This window comes from Streptomyces sp. NPDC048734, from assembly GCF_043198675.1.
GTDB lineage: Bacteria > Actinomycetota > Actinomycetes > Streptomycetales > Streptomycetaceae > Streptomyces.
Genome location: NZ_JBICUZ010000016.1, coordinates 95,315 through 111,305, shown reverse-complemented (window position 1 = coordinate 111,305; position 15,991 = coordinate 95,315). Strand labels below are relative to the sequence as shown.

Annotated in this window: 16 protein-coding genes; 7 read left to right on the top strand and 9 right to left on the bottom strand. The window is 72.9% G+C overall.

Going from position 1 to position 15,991, the window contains the following annotated elements:
- Nucleotides 1–7: 7 nt before the first annotated feature.
- From ACGFQC_RS30980 to ACGFQC_RS30960, 5 genes are all read right to left on the bottom strand, one after another.
- Nucleotides 8–532 (bottom strand): hypothetical protein, encoded by a 525-nt coding sequence (locus ACGFQC_RS30980; RefSeq protein WP_363091990.1) that lies wholly within the window; start codon nucleotides 530–532, stop codon nucleotides 8–10.
- Nucleotides 516–1,007 (bottom strand): RNA polymerase sigma factor, encoded by a 492-nt coding sequence (locus ACGFQC_RS30975; protein ID WP_363091989.1) that lies wholly within the window; start codon nucleotides 1,005–1,007, stop codon nucleotides 516–518. The genes ACGFQC_RS30980 and ACGFQC_RS30975 overlap by 17 nt, the downstream gene beginning before the upstream one ends.
- Nucleotides 1,004–1,621: a class F sortase gene (locus ACGFQC_RS30970; RefSeq protein ID WP_363091988.1), complete on the bottom strand. Its 618-nt coding sequence runs from the start codon at nucleotides 1,619–1,621 to the stop codon at nucleotides 1,004–1,006. Before ACGFQC_RS30970 ends, ACGFQC_RS30975 begins: the two co-directional genes overlap by 4 nt.
- A complete protein-coding gene (locus ACGFQC_RS30965; protein ID WP_363091987.1) occupies nucleotides 1,618–1,980 on the bottom strand; it encodes a sortase-dependent protein in 363 nt (120 codons plus the stop codon). Before ACGFQC_RS30965 ends, ACGFQC_RS30970 begins: the two co-directional genes overlap by 4 nt.
- Before the next feature lie 511 nt (nucleotides 1,981–2,491).
- Nucleotides 2,492–3,940 carry a gamma-aminobutyraldehyde dehydrogenase gene (locus tag ACGFQC_RS30960; RefSeq protein WP_363091986.1) on the bottom strand — a complete coding sequence of 483 codons (1,449 nt, stop codon included), beginning with the start codon at nucleotides 3,938–3,940 and terminating at the stop codon, nucleotides 2,492–2,494.
- 171 nt (nucleotides 3,941–4,111) lie between these two features.
- Here ACGFQC_RS30960 and ACGFQC_RS30955 point away from each other — a divergent pair, with 171 nt between their 5' ends.
- From ACGFQC_RS30955 to ACGFQC_RS30925, 7 genes are all read left to right on the top strand, one after another.
- Nucleotides 4,112–4,627: an Lrp/AsnC family transcriptional regulator gene (locus ACGFQC_RS30955; RefSeq protein ID WP_363091985.1), complete on the top strand. Its 516-nt coding sequence runs from the start codon at nucleotides 4,112–4,114 to the stop codon at nucleotides 4,625–4,627.
- Between the two features lie 19 nt (nucleotides 4,628–4,646).
- Nucleotides 4,647–6,011 (top strand): aspartate aminotransferase family protein, encoded by a 1,365-nt coding sequence (locus ACGFQC_RS30950; RefSeq protein WP_363091984.1) that lies wholly within the window; start codon nucleotides 4,647–4,649, stop codon nucleotides 6,009–6,011.
- 240 nt (nucleotides 6,012–6,251) lie between these two features.
- A complete protein-coding gene (locus tag ACGFQC_RS30945) occupies nucleotides 6,252–6,992 on the top strand; it encodes an ATP-binding cassette domain-containing protein (protein WP_363091983.1) in 741 nt (246 codons plus the stop codon).
- Nucleotides 6,974–8,395, top strand: a complete 1,422-nt coding sequence (locus tag ACGFQC_RS30940) for a hypothetical protein (RefSeq protein ID WP_363091982.1) — start codon at nucleotides 6,974–6,976, stop codon at nucleotides 8,393–8,395. The genes ACGFQC_RS30945 and ACGFQC_RS30940 overlap by 19 nt, the downstream gene beginning before the upstream one ends.
- A 159-nt stretch (nucleotides 8,396–8,554) precedes the next feature.
- Complete coding sequence (locus tag ACGFQC_RS30935) at nucleotides 8,555–8,974, top strand: VOC family protein (RefSeq protein WP_363091981.1); 420 nt, start codon at nucleotides 8,555–8,557, stop codon at nucleotides 8,972–8,974.
- Between the two features lie 262 nt (nucleotides 8,975–9,236).
- A complete protein-coding gene (locus tag ACGFQC_RS30930) occupies nucleotides 9,237–10,364 on the top strand; it encodes a Rossmann fold nucleotide-binding protein (RefSeq protein WP_363092146.1) in 1,128 nt (375 codons plus the stop codon).
- A gap of 156 nt (nucleotides 10,365–10,520) precedes the next feature.
- Nucleotides 10,521–11,255 carry an LAETG motif-containing sortase-dependent surface protein gene (locus ACGFQC_RS30925; RefSeq protein ID WP_363092145.1) on the top strand — a complete coding sequence of 245 codons (735 nt, stop codon included), beginning with the start codon at nucleotides 10,521–10,523 and terminating at the stop codon, nucleotides 11,253–11,255.
- Nucleotides 11,256–11,307: 52 nt separating this feature from the next.
- Here ACGFQC_RS30925 and ACGFQC_RS30920 read toward each other — a convergent pair whose 3' ends face one another.
- From ACGFQC_RS30920 to ACGFQC_RS30905, 4 genes are read right to left on the bottom strand one after another with little or no spacing between them, the layout of a single operon-like run.
- Nucleotides 11,308–12,153, bottom strand: coding sequence for a maleylpyruvate isomerase family mycothiol-dependent enzyme (locus tag ACGFQC_RS30920; protein WP_363092144.1), 846 nt, complete (start codon nucleotides 12,151–12,153; stop codon nucleotides 11,308–11,310).
- A gap of 25 nt (nucleotides 12,154–12,178) precedes the next feature.
- A complete protein-coding gene (locus ACGFQC_RS30915; RefSeq protein WP_363092151.1) occupies nucleotides 12,179–13,198 on the bottom strand; it encodes an ABC transporter ATP-binding protein in 1,020 nt (339 codons plus the stop codon).
- Complete coding sequence (locus tag ACGFQC_RS30910) at nucleotides 13,195–14,832, bottom strand: ABC transporter permease (RefSeq protein WP_393288972.1); 1,638 nt, start codon at nucleotides 14,830–14,832, stop codon at nucleotides 13,195–13,197. Before ACGFQC_RS30910 ends, ACGFQC_RS30915 begins: the two co-directional genes overlap by 4 nt.
- Before the next feature lie 56 nt (nucleotides 14,833–14,888).
- A complete protein-coding gene (locus ACGFQC_RS30905) occupies nucleotides 14,889–15,968 on the bottom strand; it encodes a thiamine ABC transporter substrate-binding protein (protein ID WP_363092142.1) in 1,080 nt (359 codons plus the stop codon).
- Between the last annotated feature and the right edge of the window lie 23 nt (nucleotides 15,969–15,991).

Here is a 15,991-nt window from a genome sequence, read left to right as displayed (position 1 = left end):
GAACGCCTCACCGGCGCGTGGCGGCCTCCGAGGGCGCTCGCGACGGCGTGTCCGGCTCGGTGGACGGTGACGGCGACGGCGTGACCCGCTGTCCCGTCCCGGACGGCGCCGACGTGGCTCCCTGCCGCGACTCGGTGCGGCCGGGGCCGGGCGTGGGCAGCGCCGTGGCGGGGCTGGAGTCACGCGTCTCCCCGACGGGACCCGGGGTGGGAACGAGCGACGGCGACGGGGTCGGTACGGCCGACGGGCTGCTCGCGGGCGGCGGGGCCATCGGGACCGCCGGGACGGCCGGGACGGCCGGCCCGTCCGGTCCGCCGGAACGCAGCGGCAGTACGACGAGCGTGGCGACCGCGCAGGTCGCGCCCACTCCCACCGCGGTCCGCAGCAGCCGACGGCGGACGGCGCCGCGCCGGACCGCCTCGTAGTGGCCGGGCGGCGGGGCGAGGTGGCCGGAGGGGGGCCGCAGGATGACGGTCAGCGGGTCGTCGGGGTCGCGCGTGCCGTCGTCGGCGTCGTCAGCGTGCGTGATCAAGGCTTCTCCCCAGGTGTGCGCGGAGCAGTTCGCGGGCCGCGTGCAGATCGGCCTTGACGGTTCCTTCCTTGCGCCCGGTGAGCACGGAGACCTCCCGGATCGGCATGTCAGCGTAGTAGTGCAGCAGGATCGGCACCCGCAGCCGGTCGGGCAGCGACTGCACGAGCAGCCGGACCGACGGGTCGGCGGGCGGGGCGGGCGGATTCACCGCGGCCTCCACGGTCGCCCGGCGCACGGCCCGGCGTTCGCGTTCGAGCCTGCGCCAGTGGTCGCGGACCAGGTTGGCCGCGGTGACGTAGAGGAAGCCCTGCGGTTCGGCGACCGCCGTCCAGCGGGCCCAGAGCCGGGTGAACGCCTCCGAGGCGATCTCGTGGGCGGTCTCGTCGTCGTCGACGAGCCGACGGCACCAGCCGGCCAGGCGCGGGTAGAGGGCGGCGAAGAGTTCGGCCGCCGCCCTCTCACGGGATCGTTTCACCGTTCTCCCGCAGAGGTCAGGACCGCGAACACGATCACGTTGTCGCGGTACCCGTCCTCGGTGACCGGCCCGCCGCAGGTGATCAGACGCAGCTCGGGCCGGTCCACGTTCCCGTAGACGTCGGCCGTGGGGAACTCCGCCTTGCCGACGGTCCGTACGGCGGTGACCGCGAAGTCCGCGCTCGTGCCGTTCTCCAGGCGCGCCGTGATCCCGTCGCCGGGCCGCAGCCGGTCGAGCCGGCGGAAGACGCCGTCCCCGTACCTCCCGACCGTGACATGGCCGAGGATCACCGACGGCCCCCTCTGGCCGGGCGTCGGCGAGTACCGGTACCAGCCGGCCCGGTCGTCGGGGGTGACGGCGGGCACCTCCACGCTGCCGTCGGCCTGGAGGCCCAGCCGTACTACCGGGGTGTCGACCCCGATGGCCGGGATCCGCAGGACGACGGGCGCCGAACGCGCGAGCGGACGTGCCACATCCGCCGCTGCCCCGGACGAGGTGACCGGGGAGGCGGGCGGTGTGCTCGCGGCCCGGTCGGCCGGACCGCCGCCGGCACACCCCGCGAGCAGGGTGGCGCCGACCGCGGCGAGGAAGGCGCGCCTGGAGTGCGGGCTCATGCGCCGGTCGTCCTCCGGCGCCGCAGGACGTACACCCCGGCGCCGCCTGCGGCGAAGGCCGCGGCGACCCCGCCGCCGATCATGCCGCCGACGCCGGACGACGGCGTGGCCGCACCGGTGTCGGCGGCGCCGCGGGGAACGACGGGGACCTGGTCGCGGGAGCCCGGCATCACGGTCGGCTCGGGCACCGGCGTCGCCTCGGCGGGAGCACGGGTGGGGGCAGGGGTGGGGGCGGTCGCGGGGACGGACGGGACGGGTGTGGGCGTCCCCCCGTCGGCGGACGCGGGCCCCGCGCCGATCAGCAGGGCGGTGCCCGCGACTGCCAGGGCGCTGAGGCCGGTTCGGCGTACGAATCGCATGTGTCGCTCTCCTTCGTCGGTCCGCACGGGCTGCGTGACGGATCGAGCGGAGAGACGAGACAGCGGGGACACAGGTTGTAAAGAGATGGCAAAGCCGGGCGGCGGGGACCGGAGCGCCGCCGTCCGGGGCGGGGGAAGCCGTCCGGGGCGGGGGAAGCCGTCCGGGTTGGGGGAAGCCGTCCGGGTCGGCGAGACGCGACGACCGAACCACCGGGGGCGGACGGGCCGGAGCACGTCAGGGCGGACCGGGCCGGAACGCCGGGGGCCGGAACGAGCCGCCCCCGATCAGGCCGCCCCGGAGCGCCGCGGGCGGGAGCGACGGCCGGAACGGCGCGAGCCGGAACCGAGCACCGCGCGCCACAGGCGGGACACGACGGCCGGGCCGCCGCGAACCAGCGCGGCCCAGCCTGGCCCAGCCCGGCGCGGCCCGGCGCGGCCCAGCGCGGCCCAGCGCGGCGCGGCCCGGCGCGGCGCGGCCCTGCCGGACCGGACCCACCTGGCCGCCGGAGGCCTACGCGTCCAGCGACGTCATCACGTGCTTGATCCGCGTGTAGTCCTCGAAGCCGTAACCCGACAGGTCCTTGCCGTAGCCGGACTTCTTGAAGCCGCCGTGGGGCATCTCGGCGACGAGCGGGATGTGGGTGTTGATCCACACGCAGCCGAAGTCGAGCTTCTTGGACATGCGCATCGCGCGGCCGTGGTCCTTGGTCCACACCGAGGAGGCGAGGGCGTACTCGACGCCGTTGGCGTACTCGACGGCCTGGTCCTCGTCGGTGAAGGTCTGGACGGTGATGACCGGGCCGAAGACCTCGTTCTGGATGATCTCGTCGTCCTGCCTGAGGCCGGAGACGACGGTCGGGGCGTAGAAGTAGCCCTTGTCGCCGACGCGGTGGCCGCCCGCCTCGACCTTGGCGTGGGCGGGGAGGCGCTCGATGAAGCCGGTGACCTGCTGGAGCTGGTGGGGGTTGTTCAGCGGGCCGAAGAGCACGTCCTCGTCGTCCGGCTGCCCGGTCTTCGTCTCGGCCGCGGCCTTGGCCAGCGCCGCCACGAACTCGTCGTGGATGGCCTCCTGGACCAGGACGCGGGTGGCCGCCGTACAGTCCTGGCCGGCGTTGAAGAAGCCCGCCACGGAGATGTCCTCGACGGCCTTGGCGATGTCGGTGTCCTCGAACACCACGACCGGCGCCTTGCCGCCCAGCTCCAGGTGGACGCGCTTGAGGTCCCTCGACGCCGACTCGGCGACGGACATGCCGGCGCGCACGGAGCCGGTGATGGACGCCATCGCCGGGACCGGGTGCTCCACCATCAGGCGGCCGGTGTCGCGGTCGCCGGTCACGACGTTGAAGACGCCCTCGGGCAGGATCGAGCCGACGATCTCGGCGATCAGGACGGTGGAGGCCGGGGTGGTGTCCGACGGCTTGAGGACGACCGTGTTGCCCGCCGCGATCGCCGGGGCGAACTTCCACACGGCCATCATCATCGGGTAGTTCCACGGCGCGACCTGCGCGCAGACGCCGACCGGTTCGCGGCGGACGATCGAGGTCATGCCGTCCATGTACTCGCCGGCCGAGCGCCCCTCGAGCATCCGGGCCGCGCCCGCGAAGAAGCGGATCTGGTCGACCATCGGCGGGATCTCCTCGGACCGCGTGAGGCCGATCGGCTTGCCGGTGTTCTCCACCTCGGCGGCGATCAGTTCCTCGGCACGCTCCTCGAACGCGTCCGCGATCTTCAGCAGGGCCTTCTGGCGCTCCGCGGGGGTGGTGTCGCGCCACGCCGGGAAGGCCGCCGCGGCGGCCTCCATGGCCGCGTCCACGTCCGCCGGGCCGGACAGGGGTGCCGTCGCGTACGCCTCACCCGTCACGGGGTTGACCACCTCGGTGGTCCGTCCGTCGGCGGCGTCCCGGAACTCACCGGCGATGTAATTCCGTAGGGTGCGCAGCCCCCGCAGCTCCGTGCTCACTGCCGGCCTCCTGTGTCAGGGTCGAAGTGTCCAATGACTGAGACACCCACCCTAATCGGCGCACCGACGTTTTCAACACCCCCGATCGCACCACCGCTGCGAAATCCGCAAGTCTCAGTGACGTAAACAACGAATTTCATCGCCTGCTCCTTGCGTAACTGTCGATACGTCGTGCAGAGTGACCCCGTGGCCAGTCGAAGCGCAGAGCACCGGGACTCCCGCGAGTCCAAGAACGGCACCCCGCACCTGGATGCCGTCAGCCTCGGCATCATCGAGCAGCTCCAGGAGGACGGCCGGCGGCCGTACGCCGCGATCGGCAAGGCCGTCGGCCTGTCGGAGGCGGCCGTGCGCCAGCGCGTCCAGAAGCTGCTCGACCAGGGCGTGATGCAGATCGTCGCCGTCACGGACCCGCTCACCGTGGGATTCCGCAGGCAGGCGATGGTCGGGATCAACGTCGAGGGCGACACGGAGGCGATCGCCGACGCGCTGACCGACATGGCGGAGGTCGAGTACGTGGTGATGACCGCGGGCTCGTTCGACGTCCTCGCCGAGATCGTCTGCGAGGACGACGACCACCTGCTCGACGTCATCAACAAACGCATCCGCGCGCTGCCCGGCGTGCGCTCCACCGAGAGCTTCGTCTACCTGAAGCTCAAGAAGCAGACCTACATGTGGGGAACCCGATAACCGTGAGGACCCGATAACCGTGAGCACCAAGGACCTCAGCCGCACCGCGTACGACCACCTGTGGATGCACTTCACCCGCATGTCCTCGTACGAGAACGCCCCCGTCCCGACGATCGTCCGGGGCGAGGGCACCCACATCTACGACGACAAGGGCAAGCGCTACCTCGACGGTCTCGCGGGCCTGTTCGTGGTCCAGGCCGGCCACGGCCGCACGGAACTGGCCGAGACCGCCTTCAAGCAGGCGCAGGAGCTGGCGTTCTTCCCGGTGTGGTCCTATGCCCACCCCAAGGCCGTGGAGCTGGCGGAACGCCTCGCCCACCACGCGCCCGGCGACCTGAACAAGGTCTTCTTCACCACCGGCGGCGGCGAGGCGGTCGAGACCGCCTGGAAGCTCGCCAAGCAGTACTTCAAGCTGACCGGCAAGCCCACCAAGTACAAGGTCATATCACGCGCGGTCGCCTACCACGGCACCCCGCAGGGCGCCCTGTCCATCACCGGCCTGCCGGCCCTCAAGGCCCCCTTCGAGCCGCTCGTCCCGGGCGCGCACAAGGTCCCGAACACCAACATCTACCGCGCCCCGATCTTCGGCGACGACCCCGAGGCCTTCGGCCGCTGGGCCGCCGACCAGATCGAGCAGCAGATCCTCTTCGAGGGCCCGGACACCGTCGCCGCGGTCTTCCTGGAGCCGGTCCAGAACGCCGGCGGCTGCTTCCCGCCCCCGCCCGGCTACTTCCAGCGGGTCCGCGAGATCTGCGACCAGTACGACGTGCTGCTCGTGTCGGACGAGGTCATCTGCGCCTTCGGCCGTCTCGGCACGATGTTCGCCTGCGACAAGTTCGGCTACGTGCCGGACATGATCACCTGCGCCAAGGGCATGACCTCGGGCTACTCCCCGATCGGCGCCTGCGTCATCTCCGACCGCCTGGCCGAGCCGTTCTACAAGGGCGACAACACCTTCCTGCACGGCTACACCTTCGGCGGCCACCCGGTCTCCGCGGCCGTGGGCCTCGCCAACCTCGACCTGTTCGAGCGCGAGAACCTCAACCAGCACGTCCTCGACAACGAGGGCGCCTTCCGCGCCACCCTGGAGAAGCTGCACGACCTGCCGATCGTCGGCGACGTCCGCGGCAACGGCTTCTTCTACGGCATCGAGCTGGTCAAGGACAAGGTGACGAAGGAGTCCTTCAGCGACGAGGAGACCGAGCGCGTCCTGTACGGCTTCCTGTCCAAGGCGCTCTTCGACAACGGCCTGTACTGCCGTGCCGACGACCGCGGCGACCCGGTCGTCCAGCTCGCCCCGCCGCTGATCTCCGACCAGGAGACCTTCGACGAGATCGAGCAGATCCTGCGCGCCACGCTGACGGAGGCGTGGACGAAGCTCTGACGCCCTCCCGGGGATTTCCCGTCCCCGATCCCCGGCGGAGCCGTGGGGATCTTCGTCTCAGGTGATCAACACCGGCCCCGGTGCCGTCCGTTCGAGTGAGAAACGGCGGCCCGGGGCCGTGTGCTGTCCGGATGCCCGACCCCGGCTGCCTAGCGTGCCAGTGACCGATCGGCCCTGCCTTCGTTCCCCCGGACGGGGGAACGGCACGGGAACTACGGATCTGAACGAAGGTGTACGCCCATGGAGGCCCCGCCGGACAACGACGTGCTGTGGGCACACGCCCTGCACTACACGCACCCCGACGGCTCCCCCGCGCTGGGCGGCGTGTCGCTCGGCGTGCGGGAGGGCGAGATCCTCGCCGTGACCGGCCCGCGCGGCAGCGGCAAGACGGCCCTGCTGCACTGCCTGTCCGGGCTGGCCCGCGGCCAGCGCGGCGAGGTGTGGTTCAACAGCGTCCCCGTGCACACCATGGGCCCGATGGCCCGCGAACGGCTCCGCCGCGACCGCTTCGGCTGGATCGACCCGGTGCCGGCGCTCGTCCCGGAACTGAACGTCTGGGAGAACGCGGCCCTCCCCCTGATGCTGCGCGGCACCAGCCGCCGCCGGGCCAGGGTCGCCGCCCTGGAGTGGCTGGAACGCCTGGACGTCGGCGACAAGTGCCGCCTGCGGCCCCACGAACTGACCCAGGCGGAACGCCAGCGCGTGTGCATCGCCCGCGCCCTCGCCCCCGCCCCGTCCGTCCTCTTCGCGGACGAACCGACGGCCCCCCTACACCGGGCGGACCGCGGCCACGTGCTGCGCACGCTGACCACGGCGGCCCGCTCGCACGGCATCACCGTCGTCCTGGCCACGCACGACGCCGACACCGCGGCCCTCGCCGACCGCACGGTCCCGCTCCTGGACGGGCGCCGGGTGCGCACCGTCCACCTGCCGCCGGTCACCGAGTCGGAGGGCCGGGCGACGTGCTCGCTCTCCGCCTGACCCGCAGCGCCCGTCCGGCCGTCCAACTGCGCCGTCTGCTCGTCGCGGCGGCCTCGGCCGGTACCGGCTTCCTCCTGCTGTGCACCCTCGGCCACGCCCTGAGCCACCCCGGCGCCCCGGCGGGCGCGGCGCTGCGGCTGGCCTGGTGCGCGGTCCCGCTGGCCGCCACCGTCCACCTGGCCCTCGCGGTCGCCCGCACCGACCCCGGCACCCGGCCCCGCCCCGGCCTGGCGGCGATCGGCCTGGGCCCCACCCGCCTGATGGCGGTCTCGGCGACCACGACGGCCCTGTCCACCGCGCTCGGCTCGATGCTGGCCCTGCTCGTCTTCCTCCACCTCCGCGGCGATCTCACGGGCATGCCCTTCGACGGAGCGGCGGCATCGTTCCTGGCTGCGGACGTCCCGCTCCCCCTGCCCGCCGCCCTCACCCTCCTGGCCCTGACCCCCGCGGCGGCCTCACTGACGGTGGCCCTGACGCTCCGCCCCCGTGACAACCGGCCGGCCAGAACCACCCGGGGCACGAACCCGGCCCTCCGTCGCTTCACCACCTCCGCGGGCGGCCGGGAGACGTTCGGCGCGTACGGCAGGTTCGGCGCGAGGCAGGCCCGCCGAGCCGTGACCGCGCCGGGCCCTGACGGCGACGGCGCCCCCCGGCAACCCGGTCGCACCCTGACCGCGCCGGTCCTGGACGGCGACACCCGGCGCCCCCGTCACACCGTGGCCACGGCCGCCCCGGACGGGGACGGCGAGGCCCGGGAAACCCCGGTCCACGCCCCCGGCCACACCCCGCACGACTCCCCGCGCCCCGACCCCACCGGCCTCCCCTGGGGTGCGGCCCTCCTCGCCGCCGGCCTCGCCGTCGAGGCGTACGCCGGCCGCACCCCCGGCCACCAGCTCACCCTGCCCGGCGGCCCCACCGGACCCGCCGCGGTCCTGCTCGGCTGGACGCTCACCGCGATCGGCCTCGCCGTGGCCGGGCCCAGCCTCACCCACCTCTGCGGCCGCCTCCTCCAGTCGGCCCGCCCCGGCGCCCTCCGCCTCCTCGCCGGCCGCGGCCTGATGGCGGAGGCGTCCCGCATCGGCGCCCCCCTGGGCATCCTGTGCGCGGTCGCCTCCGGCGCGTACACCATGGCCGCGCTGCACGACCCCGCCGACCCGTCCTTCGGCCCGCTCGCCACCCTCGGCGCGGCCCTGGTCGGCGGCTGCGCCCTCGCCACGCTCCTCACGGCCGCCGTCGAGGCCCGCCAGGCCCGCGCCGGCACGACGGCCGCCCTGCTCCGCCTCGGCGCCCCCTCCACCGTGCTGCGCGGCGCGGCGGCGCTGCGGGCCGGCGCCCTCGCCGCGCTGTTCGTCCCGCTCACGCTGACCGTGGCGGCGCTCGCCGCCCTCCCGCTGACCCCCTGAGCCGCACGAGGCCCCGTGCGGAGCGTCCGGGGATCCGCGCGAAAAATTCTTCGGCGACCGATGACTTCCGCACGGCCCCCGGGTCCTACCCACCAAAAGGACACGCACGACACCGCACGCGAGCAGCACGAGCGGCACGACCCGATGGGAGACACCCCGATGAGCACTCCGGCCTACCAGCAGATGGTCTTCGTCAACCTGCCCGTGAACGACCTGGAGGCCTCCAAGAAGTTCTTCACGGACCTGGGCTACTCGATCAACCCCCAGTTCAGCGACGAGAAAGCGGCCTCCGTGGTGATCAGCGACAGCATCATCGCGATGCTGCTCACCAGGCCGTTCTACTCGACCTTCACCAAGAAGGAGATCGCGGACGCCACCAAGACCAGCCAGGTCATGATCGCGCTGAGCGCCGAGAGCCGCGAGAAGGTGGACGAACTGGCCGACCGCGCCCTGGCGGTGGGCGGTTCGCCGGCCAACGAGACGCAGGACCTCGGCTTCATGTACGGGCGTTCCTTCGACGACCTCGACGGCCACACCTGGGAGGTCGTCTGGATGGACCCGTCGGCGGTCCAGGGCTGATCCGCCCCGCCCGACGGGGCACGCCTAGGGCGCGTCTGGCAATTCGTGTCGGATCAGCGCGCGGCGTCCGGTGCTGGGGGCACCTCCCACGCCGTTCGGGCAGTGGGGGAGGATCGCAAGGCGGAGGATCGCCCGTGTACCGGATGTACTCGGGTGATCCGACAACGCGGCGCGGGGGTGCCCCCGGCCGAAGGCCGGGGGAGTGCCGTGCCAGGCGTCGCGCGCCCGACGGGAATCGTCAGACACGCCCTAGCATGGGCGGGTGCACCCGACACCCGCCCAACCGTACGACGGCACACACGACCGTGAGATCGAGTCCCTCGCCGAGTTCGACGAGGTGGTCTCCACCCGGGGCACCCTGTCCCACTTCCGCGTCCAGGCCGTCGACCTGACGGAGCGTACGGACGTCCTGCTCGCCGTGGACACCGAGGGCGCCGTCTTCCTCGGCTGCCCGATGGAAGCGGACGCGGCGACGAAGGCGCGCACGTCGGGCGCCCTGGTCCTCCCGCCGATACCCGGCCTCCCCTTCGACCCGTACCGCGGCTTCGTCCACACACCCGACGAGTTGTTCGCCTCGCTCGACGAGGGCTACGACGCGACGCCGGACGCCCTGACCTACCGCTGGTTCCAGCGGACGAAGGCCGACGGCGACATCTTCGCCTCCATGCTCCGCGCGGTCCACGACGACACCGTCTCGGACGCGCTCGACGAACTCCTCTCCGGCGCCCGGGTGGTGGGAGTGATGGGCGGCCACTCCGTGGCCCGCGGGACGGACGCCTACGCCGGCGCCGCGCGACTCGGTCGCGAACTCGCCCGCGTCGGGCTGACGGTGGCGACCGGCGGCGGTCCGGGCGCGATGGAGGCGGCGAACCTGGGCGCCTACGCGGCCCCCTTCCCCGACGGCATGCTCACCGAGGCCCTTCGTCTCCTGGGCAAGGCGCCGGGGTTCACCCCCTCGGTCACCGACTGGGCGTCGGCCGCCTTCGAGGTCCGCTCCCGCTGGCCGGGGGGCGGCCCCTCCGTCGGCGTCCCCACCTGGTTCTACGGCCACGAGCCACCCAACCCCTTCGCCGCGCACATCGCCAAGTACTTCTCCAACGCCACCCGCGAGGACGGCCTGCTGGCCCGCTGCACCGCCGGCGTCGTGTTCCTGCCGGGTGCCGCCGGGACCGTACAGGAGATCTTCGACAACGCGACGCCCAACTACTACGAGTCGCGGGGCGGGCCGACGCCGATGGTTCTCGTGGACCGGGCGCACTGGACGGAGCGGCTGCCGGCCTGGCCGCTGCTGCGGAAGCTGGCGGAGGAGCGGTCGATGGAGGGCCGTATCGCCCTGGTCGACCGGATCGAGGAGGCTCCCGACGCGCTGAAACGTCTCAGCGGTCGATGATCGGGCAAAGCCGAGGGGCCGGAACCATCGACGCATTGACACGTCTTATGGAACGCTTATAGACCTGTGGGACCCCCGGGGAGGCTGTCGCCGCCGCATCGAGGGCGGCATCTCCCCCTCCGCTCCCCGCAGTTGCACATCACGTAAAGGACAAACGTGTCCCCATCCCGCCGTACCGCCGCCCGTTCGGTGCGCGTGTCCGCTCTCGTCGGCGCTTCGGCCGCCCTTGTCCTCGGCGCCTCCGGCTCCGCGCTGGCCACCGGCTCCCTCAGCATCGACCAGTTCTCCGCGACCGCGTCCTGTGACGGACCGAAGGGCGTCATCACCGTCACCGACACCGATCCGACGGGCACCACGGCCGTCGTCAAGGTCTTCCTCCAGAACAACAACGCCGACCTGAAGAAGATCGGCGAGCAGACGGTCGAGGGTTCGAAGAAGGGCGTCACCGTCACCTTCGCCGAGGCCTGGGAGCCGGGCGCCGAGTACCGGGTCCGCGTCGCGGCCGCCCGGGGCGGGAAGACCCTGCTCGACGCCGACATCGCGCCCAACCTGACCACCCCGGCCAAGGCCTGCCAGGCGGACGCCACGCCCACCGCCCCCGCCACGCCGTCGGCCCCCGCCACGCCGTCGACCCCCTCGACGCCGCCCTCCGACACCGTCTCACCCCCGGCGACGCCGGAAACCCCGGCCCCGTCGGCCTCCGGGAGCGACAGCACCACGCCCGCCGACACCGCGAGCAACGCCCCGTCGCCCGCCCAGGAGTCCAACCTCGCCGAGACCGGCGCCAGTTCCCGCACCGGCCTGATCGTCGGCATCGCGGCCGTCCTGGTCCTCGTCGGCGGCGGCGCGGTCTTCTTCGGCATGCGCCGCAAGGGAACCGGCAACCGCTGACCGTCCGAGTGGCCCGCCCCGGGCCGATGGGCGGGGCGGGCCACTCGCCGGTTCAGCCGAAGGCCGTCTTCTCCAGCCAGAACTCCAGCAGCTCACGATCGCCGAGAACCTCCAGCTCCGGCGCGTCCAGGGGCAGTCGGCGGTAGAAGGCGAGCAGGACCGAGGTGAGCGGGCCGCGCAGCGCCACGGACGCCTTCGCGTGTCCCCGCCGCCAGACGATCCCGCGCTCGGTCAGCTCCACCCACCTCCCCCACCCTGCGGGCGGGGGGTCCGCCATCCCGCTTCGCCCGGCGTCCAGCCCCGCCGGCGCGTCGGTGGCGTGCAGATGGATGCTGCGGCCCCGGTGTTCCGCGGCGCACAGCTCGGCGGACGCCCGGTGCGGCAGGTTCCGCTGCACCCACGCCACGAGGTACAGCCACTCGTCCAGCGCGTCCGCGGCGACCTCCGGCGCCACCTCGTAGGGCAGCCCGGCGGCGAGCGCGGCGTCGGCGCGGTGCACGGTGATCTCGTGGGTCATCCGGCGGGCCCAGAACCGGGTGTCACCCTCCCCCGCCCAGCCCCACACCTCGGTGTCGGGCCCGGCCTCCCGCAGCGCGGCGACGACCCTCTCACCGGCCTCCGTGAGCCATGCGTCCAGCACGGCCGGGTCGGCCCGGGCCTGCGGACCGCCGTGCGCGGGGATCTGCTCGTCCCTGATGTTCTCCCGCGCCCGGGTCCGCACCAGCAGCTCCACCCAGCGCAGGGCCCCGCCCGTGTGCCGGACGAGCTGTTCCAGGGACCAGTCGGGGCAGGTCGGCACGGTGGCCGACAGGTCGGCACCGGAGGTCACGATGGACCTCAACTGCCCCACCTGGTGCGCGATTTCGTCGCAGTACCGATCATGCGAGAGAAGGCTCATGCGCCACACCGTACGGGCGGGACGATCAGTCGAGCACGACGATTTCGGTCGCGTCGAACTCCACCCCGACCGTGTCCCCGGTCTCCGGCGCCAGCCGCAGCGCGCAGGCGGCCTCCAGGCGCGGGGCGTCCCGCGGCTGGAGGCGGACGGCGACGTGGGTGCCCTTGAAGGTGCGGGCGGCGACCGTGCAGGGCAGGCCCTGTCCGGCCTCGACCAGCCGCACCCCGGCCGACCGCACCAGCAGCGTGCGGGTGCCCTGCGGGGAGCCGGCCGGCACCGGCACCTTGCCCCACGGTGTGTCCGCGGCCTCCCCGGTGACGCTCGCCTCCACCACGTTGTCGAAGCCGAGGAAACGGGCCACGAACGCGTCCGCCGGCCGCTGCCACACCTCAAGTGGCGTGCCGGACTGGGCGATCCGCCCGTCCCGCATCACCACGACCCGGTCGGCCAGCGCGAACGCCTCGCCCTGGTCATGGGTGACCGCGAGCACCGTGGTGCCCAACCGGTCGAAGAGTTCGCGCAGTTCGACGACCAGCCGCTCCCGCAGCGACCGGTCGAGCTGTCCGAGCGGTTCGTCCAGCATCAGCAGCCGTGGGCTGGGCGCGAGCGCGCGGGCCAGCGCCACCCGCTGCTGCTCACCGCCGGAGAGCGCGGCGACGGCCCGCCCGGCCGCGTCCGGCAGCCCCACCAGATCGAGCAACTCCCCGACCCGTTCGCGCTGTCGTCCCCGGTCGACGCCGCGCATGCGCAGTCCGAAGGCCACGTTGCCGCCGACGTCGCGCTGCGGGAACAGCTGATGGTCCTGGAACATCAGCCCCAGCCCGCGCCGGTGCGCGGGCACCCCCGACTGGTCCCGTCCGTCCAGCACCACCCGTCCGGCGTCCAGTGGTTGCAGCCCGGCCACCGCCCGCAGCAGCGTCGACTTGCCGCTGCCGCTGGGCCCGAGCACACACACCACCTCGTGCTCGACGACGGTGAGATCGACGGCGTCCAGCACCGCCCGGTCCCCGAACCGCACGGTCACGGCTTCCAGCCTCAGCATCAGAACTCCCCGGTACGGTCGACGGGGGTGCCCCCGGTCGAGCCTGTTCGAGACTGGGGGCGGATCCGCTCCAACAGCAGCAGGGCGATCGCGCACACCAGCATCAGAATCGTCGACAGGGCCATGGCCTGGCCGTAGTTCAGCTCGCCGGCCCGCCCCAGCAGCCGTGCCACGGCGACCGGCAGGGTGGGGTTGTCGGGCCGCGCGATGAACACCGTCGCGCCGAACTCCCCCAACGACACGGCGAAGGCGAACCCGGCCGCGACCAGCAGTGCCCGCCGCACCATCGGCAGGTCCACCTCCCGCCACACCCGCCACGGTGACGCCCCGAGCACGGCCGCGGCCTCCCGCAGCCGCTCGTCCACGGCCCGCAGCACCGGCAGCATGGTCCGCACGACGAAGGGCACGCCGACCAGCGCCTGCGCGAGCGGTACGAGGATCCAGGTGGCCCGCAGGTCCAGCGGAGGTTCGTCCAGCGCGATCAGGAAGCCGAAGCCGACGGTCACCGCGGAGACCCCCAGCGGCAGCATCAGCAGCGCGTCGAACCCGCGGACCAGGCGCCCGGCGTCCCGCCGGGTCAGGGCCGCCGCCGCCAGAGCGCCGATCGTCACCGCGATCGCGGTCGCGGCGAGGGCGTACTCCAGCGAGTTCCCGACCGCCTCGATCGGCGGCACCAGGAACACGTTGCCGTCCTCGCTCGTCAGAGCCCGGTAGTAGGCGAAGTCGGGGGCGTCGAGGGAGCGCTGCACCAGCACGGCCGGCGGCAGCACGAGCAGCAGCGCGACCGTGCCGAGCACCCCGGCCAGCAACGCCCACTGCCCCACGCCGCGCGGTCGCCGTGCCGTCCCCGCCGCGTCCACGAGCCGCAGCGCGCTCTCCCGCCGCCGTACGGTCCACGCGTGCACGGCGAGGATCGCGCCGACGGCGGCGAACTGGACGATCGTGAGAACGGCCGCCGTCGACAGGTCGAAGATCTCGGAGGTCTGCCGGTAGATCTCGACCTCCAGCGTGGAGAACGTCGGCCCGCCGAGGATCTGCACCACACCGAAGGAGGTGAAGGTGAACAGGAACACCATGAGCGCGGCGGCGGCTACGGCCGGCGCGAGCGCCGGGAGGGTGACCTGCCGCCAGGCCCGCAGCGGCGAGGCGCCCAGCACGCGCGCGGCCTCCTCCTGGCGCGGGTCGAGCTGCGCCCACAGCCCGCCGACCGTGCGCACGACCACGGCGTAGTTGAAGAAGACGTGGGCCAGCAGGATCGCCCACACGGTGGTGTCCAGCCGTACGCCCCACAGGTCGTCGAGGAGGCCGCCGCGCCCGACCAGCGCCAGGAACGCCGTACCGACGACGACGGTCGGCAGGACGAACGGGACGGTCACGACGGCCCGCAGGACCTGCTTGCCGGGGAAGGAGAAGCGGGCGAAGACGTAGGCGGCGGGCAGCGCGAGCAGCAGGGTCAGCGCGGTGGAGGCGAGCGCCTGCCAGGTGGTGAACCACAGGACGTGCCGGATGTCGGACTGTCCGAGCACGTCGAGCAGGCGCCCGAAGTGCCAGCCGCCGCCGGAGTACAGTCCCCGCGCGGTGATCGCGGCGACCGGGTAGGCGAAGAACAGCCCGAAGAACGCGACGGGCAGGGCCATGAGCCCGAGCCGAGCCGCGCTCCCGGTACGCCGACGGCGGCCGGCCGCCCGCGGCTTCACTTCAGTACGAGCGAGGTCCACGACTTGACCCACTGGTCGCGGTCCGCGGCGATCTTCGCCGGGTCCATCGTCTCGGGATCCTCGGCGGCCGGGCCGTACTCGGTGAACTCGGCGGGCACGGCCGCGCCCTTCGCCACCGGGTAGACGAACATGTTGAGCGGCATGTCCTCCTGGAACTCCTTCGAGATCAGGAAGTCGATCAGCGCCTTGCCGCCCTCGCTGTTCTTCGCGTTGCTCAGCAGTCCGGCGAACTCGACCTGCCGGAAGCAGGTGCCGACCGCGACGCCGGTCGGCGCGGTCGTCGGCTTCGGGTCGCCGTAGATCACCTCGGCGGGCGGGGAGGAGGCGTAGGAGACGACGAGCGGCCGGTCCGCGCCGGCCTTCCTGCCGCCGGCCGACCCGGAGAACTCCTCGTTGTAGGCCTGCTCCCAGCCGTCGACCACCTTCACGCCGTTGGCCTTGAGCTTCTTCCAGTAGCCTTGCCAGCCCTCGTCGCCGTACTTCGCCGCGGTGCCCAGCAGGAATCCGAGGCCGGGTGAGGAGGTGGAGGCGTTCTCGGTGACGAGGAGGTTCTTGTACTCCGGCTTCACCAGGTCGTCGAAGCCGGCGGGGGGCGCCAGCTTGTGGTCGGCGAAGTACTTCTTGTCGTAGTTGACGCAGACGTCGCCGTGGTCGACGGGCGTGACCCGGTGCTTGCCGGCGTCCAGCTGGTACCGGCCGTCGACCTGGTCGAGCCCCCGCGCCTCGTACGGCTGGAAGAGGTCGTTGTCGAGCGCGCGGGAGAGCAGGGTGTTGTCGACGCCGAAGAAGACGTCGCCCTGGGGGTTGTCCTTGGTGAGGATCGCCTTGTTGACGGCCTGCCCGGTGTCGCCGTCCTTGAGGACCTTCACCCGGTAGCCGGACCGCTTCTCGAAGTCGGCGAGCACCTTCTCGGAGACGGCCCACGAGTCGTGGCTGACGAGGGTGACGGTCCTGCTCCCGCCCTGCGCGGATCCGCCGTCGTCCGACGATCCGCAGGCGGACAGCGTGACGAGGCCGAGCACGACGGCCGCGGCCATGAACGTCCTGGTGTGCACTGGTATTCCTCCTGGAGGTGACC